Source organism: Hyphococcus lacteus (genome assembly GCF_041058985.1).
In the GTDB taxonomy this organism is placed as follows: Bacteria; Pseudomonadota; Alphaproteobacteria; order Caulobacterales; family Parvularculaceae; genus Hyphococcus; species Hyphococcus lacteus.
The window spans coordinates 439,933-459,998 of sequence record NZ_JBEHZE010000001.1 but is presented as its reverse complement, the minus strand read 5'-3'; the positions used below and the strand labels follow the sequence as shown (position 1 = coordinate 459,998).

25 protein-coding genes and 1 tRNA gene are annotated in these 20,066 nt (G+C 50.9%); 17 read left to right on the top strand and 9 right to left on the bottom strand.

Annotated elements, in window-relative coordinates; genetic code table 11:
- The first annotated feature begins 103 nt into the window (after nt 1-103).
- Nucleotides 104-613 carry a helix-turn-helix transcriptional regulator gene (locus tag ABFZ84_RS02180; protein ID WP_369312271.1) on the top strand — a complete coding sequence of 170 codons (510 nt, stop codon included), beginning with the start codon at nt 104-106 and terminating at the stop codon, nt 611-613.
- Between the two features lie 32 nt (nt 614-645).
- Here ABFZ84_RS02180 and ABFZ84_RS02175 read toward each other — a convergent pair whose 3' ends face one another.
- The 3 genes from ABFZ84_RS02175 to ABFZ84_RS02165 all read right to left on the bottom strand — a co-directional run bounded on the left by ABFZ84_RS02175 (nt 646) and on the right by ABFZ84_RS02165 (nt 4,198).
- Entirely contained in the window at nt 646-1,587 is a 942-nt protein-coding gene (locus ABFZ84_RS02175) for an alpha/beta hydrolase (RefSeq protein WP_369312270.1), read from the bottom strand.
- A 181-nt stretch (nt 1,588-1,768) separates the two neighbouring features.
- Nucleotides 1,769-2,824 (bottom strand): 1,9-bis(guanidino)-5-aza-nonane synthase, encoded by a 1,056-nt coding sequence (locus tag ABFZ84_RS02170; protein WP_369312269.1) that lies wholly within the window; start codon nt 2,822-2,824, stop codon nt 1,769-1,771.
- Between the two features lie 168 nt (nt 2,825-2,992).
- Complete coding sequence (locus ABFZ84_RS02165; RefSeq protein WP_369312268.1) at nt 2,993-4,198, bottom strand: type III PLP-dependent enzyme; 1,206 nt, start codon at nt 4,196-4,198, stop codon at nt 2,993-2,995.
- 281 nt (nt 4,199-4,479) lie between these two features.
- Between ABFZ84_RS02165 and ABFZ84_RS02160 the strand changes: the two genes are divergently transcribed.
- The 6 genes from ABFZ84_RS02160 to ABFZ84_RS02135 all read left to right on the top strand — a co-directional run bounded on the left by ABFZ84_RS02160 (nt 4,480) and on the right by ABFZ84_RS02135 (nt 8,639).
- Nucleotides 4,480-4,749 carry an usg protein gene (locus tag ABFZ84_RS02160; RefSeq protein ID WP_369312267.1) on the top strand — a complete coding sequence of 90 codons (270 nt, stop codon included), beginning with the start codon at nt 4,480-4,482 and terminating at the stop codon, nt 4,747-4,749.
- 58 nt (nt 4,750-4,807) lie between these two features.
- Complete coding sequence (locus tag ABFZ84_RS02155; protein WP_369312266.1) at nt 4,808-5,434, top strand: CDP-alcohol phosphatidyltransferase family protein; 627 nt, start codon at nt 4,808-4,810, stop codon at nt 5,432-5,434.
- Nucleotides 5,427-6,374, top strand: coding sequence for a phosphatidate cytidylyltransferase (locus ABFZ84_RS02150; protein WP_369312265.1), 948 nt, complete (start codon nt 5,427-5,429; stop codon nt 6,372-6,374). Before ABFZ84_RS02155 ends, ABFZ84_RS02150 begins: the two co-directional genes overlap by 8 nt.
- Nucleotides 6,374-7,009 (top strand): lysophospholipid acyltransferase family protein, encoded by a 636-nt coding sequence (locus ABFZ84_RS02145; protein WP_369312264.1) that lies wholly within the window; start codon nt 6,374-6,376, stop codon nt 7,007-7,009. Before ABFZ84_RS02150 ends, ABFZ84_RS02145 begins: the two co-directional genes overlap by 1 nt.
- The gene (locus ABFZ84_RS02140; protein WP_369312263.1) at nt 7,000-7,560 is read left to right on the top strand and encodes a hypothetical protein; all 561 of its coding nucleotides are present in this window, start codon (nt 7,000-7,002) and stop codon (nt 7,558-7,560) included. The genes ABFZ84_RS02145 and ABFZ84_RS02140 overlap by 10 nt, the downstream gene beginning before the upstream one ends.
- Before the next feature lie 119 nt (nt 7,561-7,679).
- Entirely contained in the window at nt 7,680-8,639 is a 960-nt protein-coding gene (locus tag ABFZ84_RS02135) for an FKBP-type peptidyl-prolyl cis-trans isomerase (RefSeq protein WP_369312262.1), read from the top strand.
- Between the two features lie 186 nt (nt 8,640-8,825).
- Here the strand turns inward: ABFZ84_RS02135 and ABFZ84_RS02130 are convergent, their stop codons facing one another.
- Nucleotides 8,826-9,188, bottom strand: coding sequence for a hypothetical protein (locus ABFZ84_RS02130; protein ID WP_369312261.1), 363 nt, complete (start codon nt 9,186-9,188; stop codon nt 8,826-8,828).
- Nucleotides 9,189-9,410: 222 nt separating this feature from the next.
- On the opposite strand from ABFZ84_RS02130, the gene argE reads away from it, so the two are divergent.
- The 3 genes from argE to ABFZ84_RS02115 all read left to right on the top strand — a co-directional run bounded on the left by argE (nt 9,411) and on the right by ABFZ84_RS02115 (nt 12,532).
- Complete coding sequence (gene argE, locus ABFZ84_RS02125; protein ID WP_369312260.1) at nt 9,411-10,568, top strand: acetylornithine deacetylase; 1,158 nt, start codon at nt 9,411-9,413, stop codon at nt 10,566-10,568.
- A 32-nt stretch (nt 10,569-10,600) separates the two neighbouring features.
- Nucleotides 10,601-10,990 carry an MAPEG family protein gene (locus tag ABFZ84_RS02120; protein ID WP_369312259.1) on the top strand — a complete coding sequence of 130 codons (390 nt, stop codon included), beginning with the start codon at nt 10,601-10,603 and terminating at the stop codon, nt 10,988-10,990.
- A gap of 183 nt (nt 10,991-11,173) precedes the next feature.
- Nucleotides 11,174-12,532, top strand: a complete 1,359-nt coding sequence (locus ABFZ84_RS02115) for a class I SAM-dependent methyltransferase (RefSeq protein WP_369312258.1) — start codon at nt 11,174-11,176, stop codon at nt 12,530-12,532.
- On the opposite strand, the gene ABFZ84_RS02110 is transcribed toward ABFZ84_RS02115, so the two are convergent.
- Nucleotides 12,529-13,284: a metallophosphoesterase family protein gene (locus ABFZ84_RS02110; RefSeq protein WP_369312257.1), complete on the bottom strand. Its 756-nt coding sequence runs from the start codon at nt 13,282-13,284 to the stop codon at nt 12,529-12,531. The genes ABFZ84_RS02115 and ABFZ84_RS02110 overlap by 4 nt on opposite strands.
- Nucleotides 13,285-13,403: 119 nt before the next feature.
- On the opposite strand from ABFZ84_RS02110, the gene galE reads away from it, so the two are divergent.
- The 4 genes from galE to ABFZ84_RS02090 all read left to right on the top strand — a co-directional run bounded on the left by galE (nt 13,404) and on the right by ABFZ84_RS02090 (nt 16,772).
- Nucleotides 13,404-14,399 (top strand): UDP-glucose 4-epimerase GalE, encoded by a 996-nt coding sequence (gene galE / locus ABFZ84_RS02105; protein ID WP_369312256.1) that lies wholly within the window; start codon nt 13,404-13,406, stop codon nt 14,397-14,399.
- Entirely contained in the window at nt 14,396-14,806 is a 411-nt protein-coding gene (locus tag ABFZ84_RS02100; RefSeq protein WP_369312255.1) for a VanZ family protein, read from the top strand. The genes galE and ABFZ84_RS02100 overlap by 4 nt, the downstream gene beginning before the upstream one ends.
- The gene (kdsB, locus tag ABFZ84_RS02095) at nt 14,803-15,576 is read left to right on the top strand and encodes a 3-deoxy-manno-octulosonate cytidylyltransferase (RefSeq protein WP_369312254.1); all 774 of its coding nucleotides are present in this window, start codon (nt 14,803-14,805) and stop codon (nt 15,574-15,576) included. The genes ABFZ84_RS02100 and kdsB overlap by 4 nt, the downstream gene beginning before the upstream one ends.
- A 386-nt stretch (nt 15,577-15,962) precedes the next feature.
- Nucleotides 15,963-16,772 (top strand): TerC family protein, encoded by an 810-nt coding sequence (locus ABFZ84_RS02090; RefSeq protein WP_369312253.1) that lies wholly within the window; start codon nt 15,963-15,965, stop codon nt 16,770-16,772.
- A 38-nt stretch (nt 16,773-16,810) separates the two neighbouring features.
- Here ABFZ84_RS02090 and ABFZ84_RS02085 read toward each other — a convergent pair whose 3' ends face one another.
- Nucleotides 16,811-17,083: a hypothetical protein gene (locus tag ABFZ84_RS02085; RefSeq protein WP_369312252.1), complete on the bottom strand. Its 273-nt coding sequence runs from the start codon at nt 17,081-17,083 to the stop codon at nt 16,811-16,813.
- 180 nt (nt 17,084-17,263) lie between these two features.
- On the opposite strand from ABFZ84_RS02085, the gene ABFZ84_RS02080 reads away from it, so the two are divergent.
- Nucleotides 17,264-17,353, top strand: a tRNA-Ser gene (locus tag ABFZ84_RS02080).
- 82 nt (nt 17,354-17,435) lie between these two features.
- Nucleotides 17,436-17,864, top strand: coding sequence for a hypothetical protein (locus ABFZ84_RS02075; protein WP_369312251.1), 429 nt, complete (start codon nt 17,436-17,438; stop codon nt 17,862-17,864).
- Nucleotides 17,865-17,876: 12 nt separating this feature from the next.
- On the opposite strand, the gene ABFZ84_RS02070 is transcribed toward ABFZ84_RS02075, so the two are convergent.
- The 3 genes from ABFZ84_RS02070 to ABFZ84_RS02060 form a co-directional block, all read right to left on the bottom strand.
- Nucleotides 17,877-18,191, bottom strand: a complete 315-nt coding sequence (locus ABFZ84_RS02070) for a helix-turn-helix domain-containing protein (protein ID WP_369312250.1) — start codon at nt 18,189-18,191, stop codon at nt 17,877-17,879.
- Between the two features lie 72 nt (nt 18,192-18,263).
- On the bottom strand, nt 18,264-18,680 hold the full coding sequence (locus tag ABFZ84_RS02065; protein WP_369312249.1) for an addiction module toxin RelE: 417 nt from the start codon (nt 18,678-18,680) through the stop codon (nt 18,264-18,266).
- A gap of 92 nt (nt 18,681-18,772) precedes the next feature.
- Complete coding sequence (locus ABFZ84_RS02060; protein ID WP_369312248.1) at nt 18,773-19,726, bottom strand: IS1595 family transposase; 954 nt, start codon at nt 19,724-19,726, stop codon at nt 18,773-18,775.
- Nucleotides 19,727-19,832: 106 nt separating this feature from the next.
- Between ABFZ84_RS02060 and ABFZ84_RS02055 the strand changes: the two genes are divergently transcribed.
- Nucleotides 19,833-20,060, top strand: coding sequence for a DUF6471 domain-containing protein (locus tag ABFZ84_RS02055; protein WP_369312247.1), 228 nt, complete (start codon nt 19,833-19,835; stop codon nt 20,058-20,060).
- The last annotated feature ends 6 nt before the right edge of the window (nt 20,061-20,066 follow it).

Sequence of the window (20,066 nt, the reverse complement as noted above, 5' to 3'; positions counted from 1 at the left end):
GTGTTCCTTTAGGCGGTCTCAGCCGTCGCAGCAATTCTTTACGGAATGTTGTGAGTCTCATGGGAGCCATGTGGTGTTTTTTGGCACTTTATCGGACCACCTGATGCACCCTTTAAAGCAGTACCTTATCGACGTGGACGAGGGGATACAGGAATTTTCCGAGCGCGTCGGCGTTTCGCGTCAAACGCTCTATCGCATTGTCACCAAAAAGCAGATGCCGAAACCGGATCTTGCGCGCCGCATTGTCGAGGCAACAGGTGGTGCGGTGTCACTAGAAGTGATCTATGGCGGCGATGGTTTGCGAAGTGGGGTTTTTACGCGCGCTGAAGATATTGCGTTAGATCACGAACGCCTAAAGCTAGCAATTGCGATTTCGGTCAATCACCTTTGGGGCGAGCATAAAGAGTTATTGGGAGAGCAGGTGATTAATGATGCGGCTGAGGCAACGCGGTTGATTTATGCGGCGTTGTGTAAGTTCTCAGTGCAGCGCGCTCGACCCGAATTGGCGTTGGCTTTTATGCCAGTATTTAAAGAGGTGCTGAGTGCCAGTACGGCCCCGCCCGCTTTGGCAGAAGATACCGCCGCGCTCGCGCAACGACTATATCAACACTGACCGGCAAGCCATTAAAATCTGTATAAAGATGGTTATTTGTGTTTGGTGATAAAGTCAGCGATGTCGGCATGTGCGAATTTTGCTTCCTCAAGCCCCCAATGCATGTGGAATAGATGAAACATCCCGTCGAACACCCGTAATGTGCTTTCCACACCTGCCCGGCGTAGCTTTTCGGCAAAACGCGCAGCATCGCCTAAGAGAATTTCGCGCGAGCCAACATGAATAAGTGTCGGGGGCAAGCCTGAAAGATCGCCATAGATCGGTGAGACCATCGGATTTTTCAAATCTTCGCCGGGCGCATAGAAATTGAACAAACGCCGACAGCTACGGCCACCATTGGATTTCATCAAAGGGTCATGCCCGTCGAGCGTGACATGGGTATCGCTTGCGCCGGCACCATCGAGCGCGGGCGAGGCCAAGATCACCTTGGATGGAAGCCTCACGTTCTCATCGCGCCATTTCAGCAGACATGAAACGGCAATCGCCCCGCCGATAGAATCGCCAAACAGCACAATTTCTTTGTCGCGATGACTTTCCAAAAGTGCGCGATAAACTGTATCGATCTGATTGATCTGGGTGGGAAAGCGTGATTCCGGTAACAACGTATAGCTCGCGCCAATCCCGCGAATGCCGCTGATGTGGCACGTTGGCAGTACCATTGAGCCGTTGACCCTTGGCGAGCCGCTGACCATGCCGCCACCATGGATGTACAGGATCAATTGATCGGTGTTGATCGTATTTTCTGTTTCATAGGAAACACATTCCCGATCACCGATTTCGGTATCAGTGATCGTATATTCGAAATCGATATCATCGTGGGTTTTAAGCCAATCCTGATTTGCGAAATGACGCGCTAAGCTGCGCGTCAGTGGGTTCATCCAGGTTTCCAAAGTTGGGTATGCGCGCAACGAATGAATTCGTTGTCGTGCAGTCTCACTCATTGCTTTACCAAGCCGTCGCGCAGTCAACGCCATCTCTCACCCCATAAGGAACGCCTATTGCGCGTCTTATTTGTGGGGAGTGTGTCGCGATGCAGAAAATATCTGGTTAAAATAAAACGTTAGAGTGTCGTCAAATGGCCTTCGTCGGTGCGAAAAAGGCCTCGCACCGACAAAAACTTAGTAAGGTTGATTAACGAAATATTGCTGTGCGCACTTATTCCGCGAACAGTTTCGCCCATGCTCGTTTAGGGCGTGATTTCCAAGCGCCCCGGTGATATGCGTCAGATGCGATCAACGGCGCGACGGTTGTTGCTTCGGCGAAAACCATTTGTTCCCACGCCACATCAACTTTGCCCCAAGAGCAGGCTTCTTTGAGGGTCGAAGATGAACACGCACCATCGCGAACGTCAGCAACAGTGATCTGAACAGCGTATTTGTGCATTTCAACATCGTCATGGCCGAGAATTTCAGCGCAAACGACAGTGTCTTGAACAAAGTTCTTAGGTACGCCACCGCCAACCATGAATAGGCCAGACGTGCCGCCCTGAATTTTGATGTCTGTCAGCTCTCGGAAGTCTGCGATTGCATCAATAGAAAGATAGGGCTTACCCGCTTTCATGCGCTCGACCTGATGTTTCACCAAGCCAAAGCCCGCAGACGAGTCCGTGAACGCCGGGCAGAAAATCGGCACGCCCGCTTTATAGGCTTCTTCGATCAGGGAGCCTTCTTTTTTGGCGTTGCCATCAGCCAGCCATTTGCCCATGGCGTGAATGAATTCGCGCGATGACATTGGTCGTGCGGGTAGGCTTTCTGCAATTTCGTAAATTGCATGGTCACACGCCTGAAGCTCTTCTTCGTCGATATAGGTGTCATAGATGCGGTCGATATAGAGATCGCGTAGCACCCGATCATCAGGGATGTCATTGGCCTGATAGTGTTTGAAACCGAGCGCTTCGAAAAAATCCATGTCCACGATCGAAGCGCCGGTAGAAACGATTGTATCGACCATGTTGTTTTTGACCATGTCGCGCCAAACATGCATGCAGCCGCCAGCAGATGTTGACCCTGCAAGCGTCAAAAAGATCGTGCAGTCTTTGTCTTCGAGTGACATGTTGAGAATGCGCGCAGCGCGTGCAGCATCACGTGAGGTGAATGACATTTTTTCCCACGCATCAATAACAGGTCGAGCGTCGAAGGTGGTGATGTCGAAATGCTCAACAGGTTTAGAAAGCAACTCTGCTTTGCGGTTGTCTTGAGGTGCATCGGTCATGATTGCGGTCCTTTTGGATTGGCCGGGTTGGGCCAGGTTTTCAAAAAACCGGATCCGGGCCGCGTCCATTGGTTGAACGCGCGGAGGGCCGAGGTGAATTCGGAATATCACTCCCGAAAATGCCGTGGCGCTGGTCTAAACGATCAACGCCACGCTTGCTAGGGCAGGTTAGGCAAGGTTGATGATTTGCGCGGTTCTGCGGGGGCGTACCGGCATTTTCGGCGCGTTGCCAAATACCGACATCATTGGAGCATCATCGACATAGGCCTCAATATATTCGCCAAAGCCGTTGAATTTTGTTGCGAGCGCAGCGCCATAAGCGCCGGTCATGCCGAACTCGATGTAATCGCCCTCGCTAATATCCGCAGGCAGCATGAATGTGCTCTGCAAGACATCGATAGAATCGCATGTGGGACCATAAAGCCGGAATGGTCGTAAAGGCCGCCGCGGCGAACCTGTCTCGCGCAGGAGCTTTACCGGATAAACAAGACCGTCATGCGCCGCATCGAACAATGCGCCATAGGCCCCATCATTGAGGTAAAGCGCATCGCCTTTGCGAAGCTCTACACGGACGATATGACTGCCGGCTTCGGCGCAAAGTGCGCGGCCGGGTTCACACCAAAGGTCTGCATTTTCGAGAACGGGCATTTGCTCGAATGCGTTTTCGATCTCAGCGATATAGTCTTCGAGTGGCGGTGGTGTTAGGCCGGGATAGGCAACCGGGAAACCGCCACCCACATCAACGATATCAATGGTAACCCCGGCTTCGCGAATAACATCGCTCACCGCATCCATCGCAATGCGCCATGCTTCGGGACGCATGCACTGCGAACCGACATGGAATGATACACCAAGTTCGTCAGCAACAGCCCGCGCTTCGCGAAGTAGCAAAACGGCTTCTGTGCCCGTCGCGCCAAATTTGCCTGAGAGTTTGTGTTGAGCGTAATCGGATGACACCGCCACGCGCACGATCAAGTGCAGATCTTTTGCGCCGCCGGTTTCAGTAATGATTTTCGCTAGCTCTTCGGTAGAGTCGACCGCAAAAATGCGAATGCCGAAATCGAAATAGGCGCGGCGGATCGCTGATCGCGCTTTAACTGGATGCATAAACGCAAGCGTCGCGTCGTCAAAACGCAATGCGATCAATTCAATTTCCGCGATTGACGCAACGTCAAACCAACGTACCCCGGCCTGATACACAGCATCCAGGACAGTAGGGTGCGGATTAGCTTTGACGGCATAAAGGACATCGCCCGGAAAACGACGCACGAACCAGTCCGCGGCCTTGGTAGCCGCGTTCGGACGAACGCAATGGACGGGAAGATCCGGTTGGTCCGCTAGAACCAACGCAAGCGCTGATGTGTGCCTTTCCATCTCATGGAACCTCGCAATTGTTGCTTCAACCAAGCGCCAATCTTGCGGAGAGGTTCCATGGGATTGGCGAAATCGCCAAATAGGAACGAAAGAACTCTATGTAAAGAAAAAAATGGGGCCATAAGGGCGTTTTTTCAAAAAGCCTGTTAGCAGCCACATTACCATGCTGCTAGTGAATTGTATTTATTCAGAAAATTTGTAAAATTTACCCCCTGTCAAGATTGAAAATATTACCGGGATCAATGTTCAGTATAGGCCTGAAGTCTATTCAGGAGTGAATAATGAGCACAGATTCAGCATTTGAAAAACAACTGGCAGGTTATCGTCTCGCGACGGCAGAGATCTTTTATCATTTGCCCGACCATCCTGACCTGCTCCAGACATATATCTGGCAGGACTATGACATTGCCCCGCAATATCCGGTGTTAAAAAAGTTTCTGGATTTCTGGTCGCATGAATTGGAAGGCCCACTTCATTCGGTGCGGCTGGCCAGTCAAAAGCTGATAACCGCTTCTGAACTTCGGTCTGTGGGTGCTTTCGCGCTTAATTAAGGTCGTGTTGAAACACAAATATGTTTAAACAGGTGCCAGCAAAAAGCGGGGCACCCTCTTGGCGAGTATTTACGATCTAAAGCCGAAATTCCAAAATCTGTTGCGGCCCTTGTGCAAGCGCGCCGCACGGGCAGGGATTACGGCCAATCAGGTAACGCTGATCGCGTTCGGCCTTAGCTTTGCCCATGGCGCGGCGAATATTGCGACCCATGGTGCACGGTGGGTGTTGTTTACGCTGCCGGTTATTTTGTTTTTGCGTATGGCGCTTAATGCCATAGACGGCATGTTGGCGCGCGAACATGGCCAAGAAACGCGGCTAGGGGCGCTGTTGAATGAACTGACGGATGTTCTTTCCGATGCCGCTTTATACCTTCCTTTTGCGTTCCTCGCGGGATTACAGCCGGGGCTGATCGTGTTGATTGTGTTCTTTGGTGCTGTCGCCGAAATGGCGGGAATAATCGGCATACAGATTGGCTCTGTGCGGCGTTATGATGGGCCCTTTGGTAAAAGCGATCGCGCATTTTTCTTTGGCGCGCTTTCATTGGTTCTAGCGTTCGAGGTTGAGCCGGGGCAGTGGAGCACGGTGTTGCTTGCCTTCGCTATGGCACTGAGCTTTGCGACGATTGTTCATCGCGGAAGAAACGCATTGCGCGATGTTCGCACACAGGAGTCTAGTCATGCCTGAGGCGCTATCGCAAAATGTCATTTGGGCGCTTGGTGTTATCTATGGGCTGCTTATCGTTGCAAGTGTCATTGTTGGCATTTTGAAATGGCGATCGCCGGGCAAGGCCACCACTGAACTATCGCGACGGGTCACGTCATGGTGGTTCATGATTACCATATTCACCGTTGCGATTGTGACCAATCGAATTGTCTCGACCGTGTTTTTGGGACTCATGACCTATCTGGCATTCAAAGAATATATCTCGTTGATACCGACGCGGCCCGTAGACCGGATCATTTTATTCTTCGCTTACCTCGCGATCCCGGTGCAATTCACATTCGCACATCTCAATAGCTATGGCTTGTTTCTGGTGTTCATTCCGGTCTGGATGTTTTTGTTCTTCCCGATGGTCATGACATTGGTCGGCAAAACCGAAGGATTTTTGCGCGCGGTGGGTACATTAAGCTGGGGCATGATGATCACGGTCTTTGCGCTCAGCCATACGGCGATGTTGCTGGCGGCGGGGCCGAGTGCGGGGCCAGCGGGCGGCGCGGGTCTGTTGTTGTTCTTAGTGGCGTTGACCCAGTTCAACGATGTTGCGCAATTCACGTGGGGCAAGTTGTTTGGTCGCCACAAGATCGTTCCGAAAGTCAGCCCGAACAAAACATGGGAAGGTTTTTTGGGTGGATTGGGGTCGACCATGGTCGTGGCCGCACTGGCCGGACCATTCCTTACGCCGATGCCATTTTATTACGCTGCACTTGCGGGCGGCATGATCGCCATAGCAGGCTTTTTGGGCGATGTGACGATTTCTGCGTTTAAGCGTGATTTGGGCGTCAAAGATTCAGGCGGATTAATACCGGGCCATGGCGGTATCTTGGACCGTGTCGATAGCCTTACTTATGCGGCCCCGGTTTTTTATCACGCGATGCATTTTTTCGTTTTTAGCGGGCGCATCTAATGAGCCGGTTTCTTCAGATTATCTTCTTTGCGCTTTTGGTCAGGCCGGTGTTGTTGCTCATTCTTGGGATGAATGTGCGTGGGCGCGAACATTTACCGAAAAAAGGTCCGGCTATTATTGCCGCCAACCATAACTCTCATCTTGATACGCTGACATTGATGGCGCTGTTTCCGCTTCGTGATCTTCACTTGTTGCGGCCAGCGGCGGCGGCGGATTATTTTCTGTCGAACAGATGGCTTGCGTGGTTTGCGCGCAATATCATCCGTATCATTCCGCTTGAGCGCGCTGGCATGAAGAAAAACCCGCTAGCGGATTTGGAAGCAACATTGGATCGCGGCGAGATTTTGATCTTGTTTCCCGAAGGGTCGCGCGGCGCGCCGGAACAACGCATTCAATTTAAACGCGGGGTTGCCTATCTTTCGAAATCGCGGCCCGAGGTGCCCATTCATCCTGTGTTCATGCACGGCCTTGGCAAAGCCTTGCCAAAGGGGAGTTGGCTTTTGGTGCCGTTTAACTGTGATGTGATTGCAGGGCCGGCGATGCACTGGCCCGGATCCACAGCGGATTTGATGACTGGCCTAGAGACACAGATGAATGCACTTGCCGATCAAGGGCATGTTCCGTCGTGGGAATGATGCGATGGTGGATTGTTGCTGCGTTTGTGTGGGGTTTTGCTGAAGCAACCTTCTTTTTCATTGTGCCAGATTTATTGCTTACCGCATCAGTGATCGCGTTTGGATTTACGCGGGCTTTTCGCTTTGCGATCTTTGCTGCCATTGGTGCTGTGATTGGCGGATTGCTAATGTATTGGTGGGGTGCCCATGACATCGCAGCCGCACTAGGACTGCTTCGTAGTGTGCCGCTGATTGCCGATGATCTTCTTGCGCGGGTTGCTGCTGAAATGAATGCTGCGCATTGGCCTGTGAATTTATCTTTGGGCGCGCTGACTGGTGCACCGTTCAAAATATATGCGGTCGAGGCCGGTAATCTGGGTATTCACCCAGCAGTTTTTGCAACGGTTGGATTTGGCGCGCGAATGCTAAGGTTTGGGATTGCGATTGCGTTGACGGCGCTTGGTGTTTCGCTGGCGCGCCGATTAGGGTTGAGCAGGTTGGTGCCGATTGGGCTCGCATTAGTATGGATCACGATCTACGGCATCTATGGGTTTGTGCGGCTATCCGCTTGAATGTCCTGAATTTAACATCCAAAAGAGCTTGATCTTTTGCCTGACGGTTTTCTCGCATGGCTGCCTTGGGCTAGGGTGCGCGCAAACTGGGATTCACACTTTCATAAAGGAGTAGCTGTGTGAGCAAAATTTGGATGATGGTTGCAAGTGCGGCGGTCTTGACGATCGCATCCTGCGGTCAGTCGGACGAAGAGACAAAACCCGCTGACGATACAATAGAACTTTCTGACGACGCCAAAACCGGCGCGGAACTGAAAGCCGATCATAACAAAGCTGCGACTGAAAATCTTGCGGCGTCAAACGAGTTTCTAAAAGAGAATGCAAGCCGCGATGGTGTAACCGTCACCGATAGTGGTCTGCAATATATGGTTCTTGAAGAAGGGCCAGAGGATGGCTATTCGCCAGATTCAACTGATCTTGTGGTCGTTCATTATGTGGGCACGCTGAAAGACGGCAAAGAGTTTGATTCCTCGCGCGCGCGCGGTGCTGCTGCGCAATTCCCTCTCAATCGAGTGATCCCCGGATGGACCGAAGGTGTTCAGTTGATGAGCGAGGGTGATCTATTCCGGTTTTTTGTTCCGCCTGCGCTTGGCTATGGCGAAAATGGAACCCCGGACGGTGATATCGGTCCAAACGAAGTCCTTATTTTTGATGTGGAGCTTATTAAAGTGCAAAGTGCAGAACGTAATCTAGAAACAGCTAATCAATTCCTCGCAGAGAATTTGAAAAAAGATGGTATCCAATCGACGGATTCCGGATTGCAATATCAAATCATCACAGAGAGTGACCAAGGCGGTAAAAGCCCCGAGGCAGCCGACACGGTAGAGGTACATTACCAAGGTACATTGCTCAACGGCACAGAGTTTGACTCGTCTTATGCGCGTGGTGAAACCATTGAATTTCCGCTTAATCGCGTCATTCCAGGCTGGACAGAAGGCGTTCAGTTGATGAGTGAAGGTGACAAATACCGCTTCTTTATTCCGCCTGCGCTTGCTTATGGCGAGATGGGAACACCAGGTGGACCAATTGGACCAAACGAAGCATTGGTGTTTGAAGTTGAATTGATCGCGGTCAAATAACACGACACCAAATTACAAATTTCTCGAACCCTCGCGAGTTACTCGCGAGGGTTTTTTTATGTTTGTGCGCGATGCGGATGCGGACATTCCGTAGCGAGATGAGCGATTTTAGTGTCAAGAAATTTTATGTTTTTTTATTGTTCGTTTACGCGCATCAAGATATGGGGAAATAGTGCTGACGTTTGGTCAGCGTTTTAGGGGACTACCTACGATGCTAAAAGCAAAGAAAAAGACGGCGAAACCTGCCGCAAAAAAGAAAGCGGCAAAAGCTAAACCAGCCGCTAAAAAACGCGCCGTAAAAGCGAAAGCGAAACCAGCGGCGAAGAAAAAAGCAGTAAAAGCCAAAGCTAAGCCTGCGGCGAAGAAAAAAGCTGTAAAGAAAACAACAGCGAAAAAAACCGCTGCGAAAAAAGCGCCGGCAAAACGTAAAGCACCCGCTAAGCGTAAAGCTGCTGCAAAGACGAAACTTAAAGTCGTCAAAAAACCTGCTGCTAAAAAAGCGGCGAAAAAAACCACTGCAAAAAAGACTGCTGCGAAAAAGACAGCCAAGAAAACTGTCGCAAAACGCAGAACAATTAAGCGCCGGAGAGCCGCTTAATTCGTATCGCCTATTGTTGATGTCCCGGCCATTGTGTCGGGGCATCCACGCATTCCGGCCAAACGCGGTAATGGCGCTATCCCCGCGAAATTCCTCATTAAATTCGTATGAAAATTGCCATGCTACCGCATGACGCCTTGCCTTGAGGCGGTTTCCTGCGCAGTGTTATTTGTATGAATGACATTACAAACCAGCTTGAATGGATATCCCGCCTTGTAGCCTTCGACACCACGTCGTCGGTTTCAAACCTTGCTCTTATCGAAGACATCGAAAGCTATCTTCACGAACAGAAGGTCGAGACGTTTCGTGTTGCCAATGACGACGGCACTAAAGCAAATCTTTATGCGCTGGTCGGCCCCAAGGTACCGGGCGGTGTGGTTTTGTCTGGGCATACTGATGTTGTACCCGTGGCCGGACAAGATTGGGCGACCGCACCTTTTACGGTGATCGAAAAAGATGACCGGCTTTATGGTCGCGGCGTTGCCGATATGAAAAGCTTTTCGGCAATCGGTCTGTCGCTAGTGCCAGAAATGCTTTCGGCCAATCTAAAGCGGCCAATTATTTTTGCGCTCTCTTATGATGAAGAGGTCGGCTGTCTCGGGGCACCGAGCATGATTGCAGAAATTGCCGACAAGCTGCCCAAGCCAGATGCAGTGATTGTCGGTGAGCCCACCAATATGAAGGTTATTGACGGTCATAAAGGGATTGCGTCGTTCCGGGTTCATGTAACTGGCTTTACAACCCATTCCAGCCAAACTGATCGCGGTGTTTCTGCGGTGGAAGCAGCGGCGAAACTTATCAACAAAATTGCGGAAATGCGGGCTGTTCGGGCGGCGCGTGCCGATGAGAACTCACCATTCGATCCGCCTTATTCAACCATGACTGTCAACGTGGTGCACGGCGGAACACAGCTGAATATCATGGCGGGTGAGGCTTTTTTCGAATGGGATTTACGGGTTGTGCCAGGTGACTCCCGTGAGGATATCATTGAAGAATTTACTGAATATGCGCGCGGTGTAGAGGCTGAAATGCGCGCAAAGGCACCGGGCTGTCGTGTGGAAATTGAGCAAATGACTAATGCACCTTCGCTCGCGCCGACACCCGACAACATGGCCGCAGATATTGTAAAAGCGATTACGGGCCATAACAGCACCGACGTCGTCGGCTACGCCGCCGAAGCGGGACAGTTTCAAGAAGCCGGCTTTTCAGTGGTAATCTGTGGTCCGGGATCGATTGACCAGGCCCATCAAGCAAACGAGTATATTACCCTTGATCAAGTGAAAGAGGGTACGAAATTCATGCGCCGGCTGATCGAACGTTTAAGCGCATAGAGCAAATAAGACCATAATGGGGAGGATGCCACATGACGTCACTTGAAGCTGCTGCATTTTGGGTTGGATTGAATGCTTTGCTTTTAATTGTTTTGAGCGCGCGTGTCGGTCGAGCGAGGTGGAAAAACCGAGTAAACTTAGGTGACGGTGATAATCCGGATATGCTTAAAGCAATCCGTACCCAAGGTAATTATATAGAATATGCACCGGCGGCATTGGGTGGTTTGGTGCTGCTCGCATTGTTGAATGCACCGATCGTATTGGTTCACGGATTAGGTGCATTATTCTTTTTGTCCCGGGTTTTTCATTTATTAGGGCTCGGCATGGGCGTTTGGGGCAAAGGCCGATTGTTCGGAACAGTTGGAACCATGTTCACGTTACTGATCACTGGTTGCTCGTTGATCTACTTCGCAATATTCTAAAGACGAACGGTTACGCATAGTGAGTATTGGCATTTTCGGTTTAATGCTTTGTTCATCTGTGTAACCGGAACCTCTCTAAGCCTATAAAAATCATAGGCTTTTTCGCTAATTTTACATTCTGTTTACGGTGTCCTGCGAGCTTTCAGAAAAGCAATAACGCTTTCAAGAAAGGCAGCGCTTTCCGTGAAAACAATTACGCATTGCCGCGCATGCGGATCAAAAGCCCTGACCCCGGCATTTTCTATGTCGGTGGGCGGTGCAACAAAAACGATTATGCGCAAGCGCGCTGCTTTATCGGAATACCTCTTGTGCGATCCATCGCGCGATGCACGCGCATGTGGCTTGCTTCAGGCCGCACAGGCCGACGAGGTAGCACCCGTTTCCGCCTCTGGCCGACATTCATCAAATCGCGATCATTTGCGATCTATCGCCACCGAAGCGTTGGAAATGATTTCCGGGCGTGATTGTGCTGCGCTTGATTTGGGCTGTAACGATGGCACGTTACTATCGTTTTATCCGCGCTGGGTGGATCGTTATGGCGTAGACCCATCTGACCATATCGACGAAATTGGCGAATGGGCGTGGACCGGAAAAGAAGCGTTTCCGTCAAAAGAAATTGATGCTGCTTTTGGCGATAAGAAATTTGATATCATCACCGCAGTCTCTTTGCTTGAGCATGTGAATGATCCGCGTGAGATGTTGAAACGGGTCAAATCATTGCTGAGCGATGACGGTGTTTTTGCGCTAGAGACGCTTTATGCGCCGATCATTTTGACGCGGAATTGCGTTGAAACATTACAGACACAAGTGCGCGCAGTATATTCGCTGTCAGTTCTTGAATGCCTGTTGCGCGAGGCCGGGCTGAAAGTTTTCAAAGGTGCTTTGACCTCTAAAGAGGGCGGTTCAATTCGACTTTTTGTGACCCATGACACCTATGAGCAATATGATTTTGATCCGTGGTATGAGCGCCTGGCCCGGCTATGGGACGAAGAAAATGCACTTGCGATGCGCGCTGTGCAGCCATATCAATCATTTGAACAACGCGCGAATGAAATGCGTCTTGATTTTGTCGAGATGCTAGAAGACATCGCAAATCGCGGTGAGTGCGTTCATATTCTTGGGGCTGATGCCCAGACAGAAGCATTTTTGCGCTGGACAGGATCATCAGCAAAAACAATTACAGCCGCTGTTGATACGGGTATTGCGCGCGATCATGATGTGTTGGGCGAGAATGGCCCCCGCATTATTTCCGAAGCTGATTGTCGCGCTTCCGAACCAGATTATTTGATCGCGCCATCCCGGTATAAACGCGAAGTCATGGAGACGTGGCGTGAAGCCGTGATGCTTGGTGCGCAACTGATTTTTGCATCGCCGTCACCGCATATCGTAACCGCGATGAATTTCTCTAGCGAGTATGGCAAGGTCATCAATAATGGTGATGGCCCGGCGGGTACGCAAACCTTGCGGACGATCCTCGCGGCTGCGGGCGGTCCTCGCCTGATATCGGATAATCCCGATCACGTGAAAGTCGCTAACGGCTAATCGGCTTTAATTGTAATGAACCGCCGTGTCGTTCCTTCGAGAACCACGGCGGTCAACATGCCACCATAACAAGCGCCAGTATCGACGGCGATCCGCCAACCCGCATCAATTGGTTTGTCTTCGGGGTGGTGGCCGTGAACGACCACATGATCGGGGCGTTCTGCGGGCGGTGTGTTGTGAAAGCGTTTTCGTATCCACATTAGATCCATCGGGTCTTGTTCTTTTAGGGGAACCCCCGGTCGCAACCCTGCATGAACGAAAAGATACGCGCCCTCGATGTGCGATAGTGACAACGATTTGAAGAACCTTAAATGGTCAACCGGCATTTGCTCGCGTAATTCTGCGGCGAGGGCCGTTGGGGTTTTGCCGATCGGATCAATGCCATAGCTTTCGAGCGTTTCTTCGCCACCCCATTCCAGCCATTGGTAAAGATCCTCCGGCGCATCAAGGAAATCGAGCATGCTGGCTTCGTGATTACCTTTCAGGAAAATCGCTTCTGCATCGGATTTTTTAAGCTCAAGCAAGCGATCAATGACCGCGCGGCTATCGGGTCCTCGATCAATGTAATCGCCCAAAAACACCAAGGTTGCATCTGCGAAGTCGTTCGTATTTTCGGCAACATCTTCGGAAATACTATCGAGAAGCGTCGCCAACATATCCGCGCAACCATGAATATCGCCAATGGCATAGATCCGCTTGCCCTCTGGGGCCGCAGCATCGCTCTTCTCGCGCTTAAAAATTTTACCGAGCATGTCCGTGGCCTAAGAGTTTATTTCAGAAGCGGTACAAACAGTCATATGAACAGGCTATAAGAAAACTGACAATGAATCCCTAGGATTCAAGATTAAAAGATTGGAAGGCCGGGTGTTCTATGAGTGTTTTGGTGACGGGCGGGGCGGGATATATCGGTGCCCACATGCTTCTGGCGCTAAAAGACGCTGGCGAGGATGCCGTTGCACTCGATAACCTTTCGACTGGCGCGCAGTGGCTCGCGCCGAGTGATGTACCCTTTATCGAGGCGGATGTCGGCGATGAGGCGGCGCTCGCAAAAGTTTTCCGGGATCATAATATCGGCGAAGTCATACACTTCGCAGGGTCGATTGTGGTTTCTGAATCAATCCGCCACCCACTCGATTATTACGAGAATAACACCGCCAAGACGATGACGCTATTACGAGCGTGCGTTGCGGCGGGCGTAAAGCGGTTCATTTTCTCATCGACCGCTTCTGTTTATGGAACGCCGGAACGCGTGCCGATTTCAGAGCAAGCGCCGATTCGTTCCATCTCGCCCTATGGGGCGTCGATGTCCATGAGCGAGCGAATTTTGCAAGATGCAGCCGCTGCCCACGATATTTCTTATGTGACGTTGCGCTATTTCAACGTTGCGGGTGCCGATCCAAAAGGCCGCGCCGGTGAAATCGGAAAACCAACCCATTTGATCAAAGCTGCGGCCCAGATCGCACTGGGACACCGCAAAGAAAAATTAAAAATCTATGGCAATGACTATCAAACCCCAGACGGCACAGCCATTCGCGACTATGTTCATGTGAGTGATTTGGCGCAGGCCCATCTGGCCGCACTTGGACGCCTGCGTGGTGACGGTAGCTCGATCACGCTGAACTGTGGTTATGGTCGCGGGTCATCTGTCTACGAAGTAATAGAGGCATTTCGGCGCGTAACTGGCGAAGCGCTTGAGTATGAAATTGCGCCACGGCGCGCGGGTGACCCGGCGCAACTTATCGCCGATAACGCGGCAATCCGAACAATTCTCGATTGGCGCCCGCGTTATGATGATATTGATTTCATCGTACAAACAGCAATGGATTGGGAACGGCATGTGGCCAAGAAACAAGGGACAGCCGCATGAATTCTGCGCGGCGCTGGGCGCGGATTTTGTTTGTTACGCTGTTGGTGATTGTCACTTTTTTGACGTTAACCCCAAACCCTGACGATACGGAAGCCGGATTTGCCTTTACGCGTATCTTGGCAAACGCTCTTTTTGGTGATGCTGCGTTGGCCGATAAAATTGCTCATTTTCTTGCTTATGGATCATTGGGCGCGAGTGCATTTTGGGCGCAAATTGTTTTATTCGCAAAGCGGTGGGTCATTGTTGTGGTGTTGCCGATTTATGGGATCGCCCTAGAGGGATTGCAGGGGCTTGGCGGTGTGCGTTCGCCCGAACTTGCCGACGGGGTTGCGAATGGGTTGGGGGCTGTTTGCGGCTTTGCCTTTGCGTTGGGGCTCGCTATGGCATTGAAAGCGCGCACAAAATGAAAACTGCGATTGTCATTCCCGCGCGTTTTGGCTCAACCCGCTTGCCGGGAAAGCCACTCCTTGATCGAACCGGCAAGCCGCTGATCCAGCATGTTTACGAACAGGCACAGCAGGTAAAAAATTCGAATCAAGTGGTTGTCGCAACTGACGACAGACGGATATTTGATTGTGTGGCGGGTTTTGGTGGCGAGGTCGTCATGACCAGCGGTGAACATGAAACCGGTAGTGGCCGCGTGGCCGAAGCGGCGGGGTCTCTGGACGCGGAAATCATCGTCAACCTTCAGGGGGATGAGCCTGAAATCGACCCAGCCCATATTGAACGCCTCATTCATTTGCATACGAACTCGAATGCATTTGCATCGACATTGGCATGTCGTTTTTCGCACAATGCTGTGAGTGGAGCCGGCTCTCCTGATGATACCGCTGCCGTAAAAGCAATTTTGGGCGATGCGATCGGCGAGAAAACTTATTGGGCGCGATATTTCACGCGTTATCTGTTTCCTGTCCCGCGTGATACTTTAGGTGCCATTAAGACGCCATCGGACTATTTTCTCCACGTAGGAATTTATGCGTTTTTCAAAGAAAACCTCATGACGTTTGCCGGTGCTCCGATGGGTGCGCTCGAAAAAGTAGAACGCCTTGAGCAGTTGCGCATTTTAGAAATGGGTGAGGCCATTGCCGTTGCGGAAATTCCGGCGGCTGTACCGGGTATCGATACGCCAGCCGATTATGATGCTTTCGTCACGAGGTGGAGTGAAGGCGTCACCTGACTGTCGGGCTTGGGGGGGGTGACAGGTCGGCGACGCCTTCTACCGATACGGTTCATGCAAGGGATGAATAGGCGTATAACGCCGGATAAACCGCAGCAGCAATAACGCTTATTGTTGTGATTAGTTTGAAGATGCGGGTCATGGGTTTTTCTCCATTTATCGTTGCGTCATGGAGATAGGGTTGAATAATCGACATGCCTAGTCTGCGTTCGTGCTACTCGTCGCAGCAGAATTTCATTCCGTCGAAAGACCAAATAGGCCAAAACGTTCTGTCGCGGCGGAACAGCTATTCGGCGCAAGCGTTAGGATAGCCAGCGGCTGGTGGGGCTTGCATGGCGGTGCCGAAACATGGCCCATTAGCGCGATTCAATTAAAGGGGACCCGACATGGAAGCGGTATTTTCTCTCGAGAACATTTTCACACTGCTCATGCTAATATTGCTACAGGCCGTGTTGGGGTTTGATAATCTTCTCTACATATCAATTGAGGCGGGGCGGACGCCTGAACACCGGCAGAAATTCGTCCGGCGCACGGGGATTTTGTTGGCGATTGTGTTCCGTCTGGTGTTGATGTTCATTCTTCTTGGCTTGATCAATTCGCTCACGCAGCCTTTGTTTTCGGTTCAGCAAGGCGGCATTTTTGAAGCGTCATTCACATTTCATTCCATCATTTCTTTGTTTGGTGGTGGTTTCATTATGTACACGGCAACGAAAGAGATCATGCACCTATTGGCGGTTGAACACATCGAAGGAATTGAAGGCGATAAAAAGAAATCAGTACCCGTCGTGATTGCAACCATTGTCTTTATGAATCTGATCTTTTCGTTTGATTCATTGTTGTCCGCGATTGCGCTAACACATGTTATCTGGGTAATTGCGACAGCGATTATTATTAGTGGGTTGATGATGGTTCTGCTTGCTGATCAAGTATCAGCATTCCTCAAAAAGAACCGTATGTTTGAGGTGATTGGACTTTTTATCCTGTTTATCGTCGGAATATTGTTGCTGACCGAGGGTGGGCATCTCGCCCATATGAAGCTGTTCGGTTTTGAAGTGATCGCCATGTCAAAAACCAGCTTCTACTTCGTGATCTTTGTTATGGTTGTGGTCTCGGTTGTTCAAACCCGATATCGAAATAAACTTGAGAAACAACGGGCAATCGAACACGACACAGCCCATCCCGCGCCGTCGACCTGAAGGGCGGGCAGGTACCCCCATTCATCTACGGTTTTGGATTAATCCATGGGCCGGAAAACAAGGGTCAACACGACACCGATAATGCCTAAGACGCCCCAAAGCGGTAGGCCCATAATTGTGCCGATGGCTTGGCTTAAACCGGCCGGCGAATTTGCGGCCAATGCCTCGCCATTGATGCCAATAAGCCCGACCACATATTCGGTGCTGCGCATAACGGGCTCTCCTGCCTCAAGCGAAGCGATCCCATCAGCCCCCAATAATGCAATGGCAATCGCCACTAAAACCCAAGCGATTAAACGAAACGCAGCCATAAAGCCCCCTCAAATGGTTAACGCAACCTTACTAAAATCAGGATAACCCGCCTTTGCCCGGCCTGCAAACCGTCATGGCAAAGAAATACGGATGGCGCATTCCACCGAGCGTTCCGGCGCAAAAATCAAGGAAATGACCTTGCGCCAACCAAGGGCATGGCTATAGTCCGGCGCTTCGACGGACAGGTGGCCGAGTGGCTGAAGGCGCACGCTTGGAAAGCGTGTAGGCGGGTAACCGTCTCGAGGGTTCGAATCCCTCTCTGTCCGCCAGCAATCTATTTAACGGCCTTATGTAGCAAGCGCACCAAAAATAACATGGAACTAAGCGCCTGAGAATCCTAATTTCCTTTTTATGGAAACAGTCGTCAAAAGCCTGATTAATGAGCGCCGGAACGTGGTTTCCCGCCTTCGCGACCACGAAAATATTGTCTACGACCTGCGCACAACAGTAAGCCACATCGACGCCACACTGTACCATTTGGGCTATTACCCAGACGGGCAAGAAGCACCCAAGAAGTCGATGGCGGCAGGGCTCTTTTACAAGGGCGAACTGCCGCGCATTATCCTCACTCAATTACGAAAGCACCCTGACGGGCTAGGACTACGCCACCTTGTTGAGCTAATTTGCGATCAAAAGGGCTGGGAGAAAACCGACAAGAGATTTAACCGGGAGTTGAGGCTGAAAATATCCCGCTCACTCGACAGGCAGCGCCTTAAAGGCGTTGTCGAGCGAACAGGTAATGAAGCTATCGGGGTGTGGCGGGTTTCTGCGCACCCCTAACATGCGGGCCTTTTAATTGCACATTGCAAGGTTATCACTGGGAGTGAGCGCATTCTCCACCTCTTCTGGATACCTGTCTATAACTTTGAGAAGCACCCGCGCCGAACCGTCCGGGAATCGACGACCCTGCTCCCAGTTACGAATATTCGCTAGGCTGAACCCAAAAAGAAGTGCGAACTCGCGCTGGGACATATTCATGCGCTCTCTAATCGCCTTAACGTCTACTTGCTCTGGAACTCTTATTGTACGGCTTCGTGACGAAGACCTTTCGCCTTTTGCATGGGCTAAGGCCTCATCCAAGCCCTTTATGATTCTACGTCCTGACATGGTTCACCTCACACGAAGTCGTCACCTCTGCGACATCGCTTACTTGAAAAAAATAGTTTACGCGTGCGTACACTACGCAATCGTCCCAACCCGCTCGATTTTTTCTAAATTTTTTGTCGCGTGAATCTCTACTAACTCGGCGACTTTTTGAGCAATATCGGTTTTCTCATTCTTCGTGAGCCTCATACTTTCCCCCGGTTTGTAAACTGCAAGCACATAGAGCGGCATGTTCAAATCATGAAAATAATAAACAAGCCGAAGCGCCCTTCTGTTCCCCTTTTCGCCATATCCCCACCGAATTTTACGAACGCCGCGAGTTTCTGGAATAATTTCACCTGCTTCGGGGTTGAATGCGAGGTAGTCGATCAGCTCTTTACTTTCATCAAAGCTCAACTCCGCGTCCAGCGCCGCCGCTACTTCCTCAAACTCGCAAACCTCAATCGGATAGACCGATGTTCCGAACTGAATGGGTCTCAAAACCTCGAACACCGGCAATCCCCCGGGTTAGTGTTATAATCAGAATTATTTATTAAGACTTTGTATACGCCATTGGCGTACCTGCTGTCAACATGTTTATAGCATTACCTCTGCCAATACCCTTTCCAATTCCGACTAACAGGCGCGGCCATTGCATTTGCTGCAAGGCGGTCCGCTAGAGTGCCGTTTGGCTTACGGCGGTGATCTTCCAGCCATGCAGCGTGCGCCGCGTACTGGTGAAGGTATTTAGGCGAAACGTGATGGTGCTGACCACCAACCATGCGGCGAAGGCGTGAGAAATAGCTTTCAACTTGGTTCGTGCAGATACCGTTCGCGCTATAGGCTTCGCTGTGATTGATGCGATTAACTGGGAAAAAGGCGTTTAGCGTATCCCAGTGTGATGCCTCGTCAGCGTGGATTTCAGCGCCGTTTGCAACGCGGTTGCGGGCAATCTCGACGCCTTCCGCTTCCGACTTCCGAATGAAGGTCAGGGTGCGGCCTGAGCGCTGACGCAACGCAATCACAACGCGGCGTTTGCCAGTTTGGTAGCGTGCAAGGCGACGATCCACGCGGTTAATCTCTTGGTTAGCAGGGCGGATATGACCGCCGACATAGCAACCGTCGATTTCAACGGTGCCGGTTAGCTTGGTGTTTTCGGTTTCGTCTGAAAGCGCTTCGCGGATCTTATGCGCGAGAACGAAAGCGGTCTTGTATTGAACGCCAAGGTCACGGCTCAACTGGACCGATGAAACACCCTTCGCGGCGTTCGCAACGATGCAAATCGCGGCCAATAGGTCGGTGAACTCCATTTTACGGCTGGCAAAGATGGTGCCAGAAGTAACAGAGAACTGGTGCGAGCACGCTTTGCATTTGAACTTGCGACGGGTGGAGATGTCGTAAGTTTCAACACAGCCGCAACGTGGGCAAATGGCGTCGCCTTCTGTTTCTGGCCAGCGGATTTCGCAGAATTTACGGTAAGCGGCTTCTTCCCCAGCTTTGTAGATGTCCTTGAGCTTGAGGGTGCGAGAAGCGGCTGAAAGTAAAAAATGTTGTGTCATGGTACTGTTTCCGATGCCTTATGCATCGTATATAGTACCTAATAGTACTGTTTACAATACCCTTGGTACCGTTTATGATAAAAAAAGTAACATAAATGGTACCTATATGAGCGAAACAGACTGGGAAAACAGGGTCAGCAACCTCCTAAAAGCTGAGTTAAAACGAAAAGGCATTACCTATAGCCAGCTAGTCGAAAAACTGGCTGAAATAGGAGTTGAAGAAAAGGAAGCAAACATCAAGAATAAGCTCTCTAGGGGCAAATTCTCAGCGGTGTTTTTATTACAAAGTCTAAGCGCAATAGGTTGCGAGAGCCTGCGGGTATCGGACTTCTAGTCCTCC

Coding starts and splice junctions, on each gene's coding strand:
- ABFZ84_RS02070 (WP_369312250.1), bottom strand. CDS start 18,191: ATGTCAGGACGTAGAATCATAAAGGGCTTGGATGAGGCCTTAGCCCAT.
- ABFZ84_RS02165 (WP_369312268.1), bottom strand. CDS start 4,198: ATGGAAAGGCACACATCAGCGCTTGCGTTGGTTCTAGCGGACCAACCG.
- galE (WP_369312256.1), top strand. CDS start 13,404: ATGAGTGTTTTGGTGACGGGCGGGGCGGGATATATCGGTGCCCACATG.
- ABFZ84_RS02145 (WP_369312264.1), top strand. CDS start 6,374: ATGAGCCGGTTTCTTCAGATTATCTTCTTTGCGCTTTTGGTCAGGCCG.
- kdsB (WP_369312254.1), top strand. CDS start 14,803: ATGAAAACTGCGATTGTCATTCCCGCGCGTTTTGGCTCAACCCGCTTG.
- ABFZ84_RS02075 (WP_369312251.1), top strand. CDS start 17,436: ATGGAAACAGTCGTCAAAAGCCTGATTAATGAGCGCCGGAACGTGGTT.
- ABFZ84_RS02110 (WP_369312257.1), bottom strand. CDS start 13,284: ATGCTCGGTAAAATTTTTAAGCGCGAGAAGAGCGATGCTGCGGCCCCA.
- ABFZ84_RS02120 (WP_369312259.1), top strand. CDS start 10,601: ATGACGTCACTTGAAGCTGCTGCATTTTGGGTTGGATTGAATGCTTTG.
- ABFZ84_RS02180 (WP_369312271.1), top strand. CDS start 104: ATGCACCCTTTAAAGCAGTACCTTATCGACGTGGACGAGGGGATACAG.
- ABFZ84_RS02090 (WP_369312253.1), top strand. CDS start 15,963: ATGGAAGCGGTATTTTCTCTCGAGAACATTTTCACACTGCTCATGCTA.
- ABFZ84_RS02150 (WP_369312265.1), top strand. CDS start 5,427: ATGCCTGAGGCGCTATCGCAAAATGTCATTTGGGCGCTTGGTGTTATC.
- ABFZ84_RS02100 (WP_369312255.1), top strand. CDS start 14,396: ATGAATTCTGCGCGGCGCTGGGCGCGGATTTTGTTTGTTACGCTGTTG.
- ABFZ84_RS02170 (WP_369312269.1), bottom strand. CDS start 2,824: ATGACCGATGCACCTCAAGACAACCGCAAAGCAGAGTTGCTTTCTAAA.
- ABFZ84_RS02055 (WP_369312247.1), top strand. CDS start 19,833: ATGAGCGAAACAGACTGGGAAAACAGGGTCAGCAACCTCCTAAAAGCT.
- ABFZ84_RS02085 (WP_369312252.1), bottom strand. CDS start 17,083: ATGGCTGCGTTTCGTTTAATCGCTTGGGTTTTAGTGGCGATTGCCATT.
- ABFZ84_RS02175 (WP_369312270.1), bottom strand. CDS start 1,587: ATGGCGTTGACTGCGCGACGGCTTGGTAAAGCAATGAGTGAGACTGCA.
- ABFZ84_RS02060 (WP_369312248.1), bottom strand. CDS start 19,726: ATGACACAACATTTTTTACTTTCAGCCGCTTCTCGCACCCTCAAGCTC.
- ABFZ84_RS02160 (WP_369312267.1), top strand. CDS start 4,480: ATGAGCACAGATTCAGCATTTGAAAAACAACTGGCAGGTTATCGTCTC.
- argE (WP_369312260.1), top strand. CDS start 9,411: ATGAATGACATTACAAACCAGCTTGAATGGATATCCCGCCTTGTAGCC.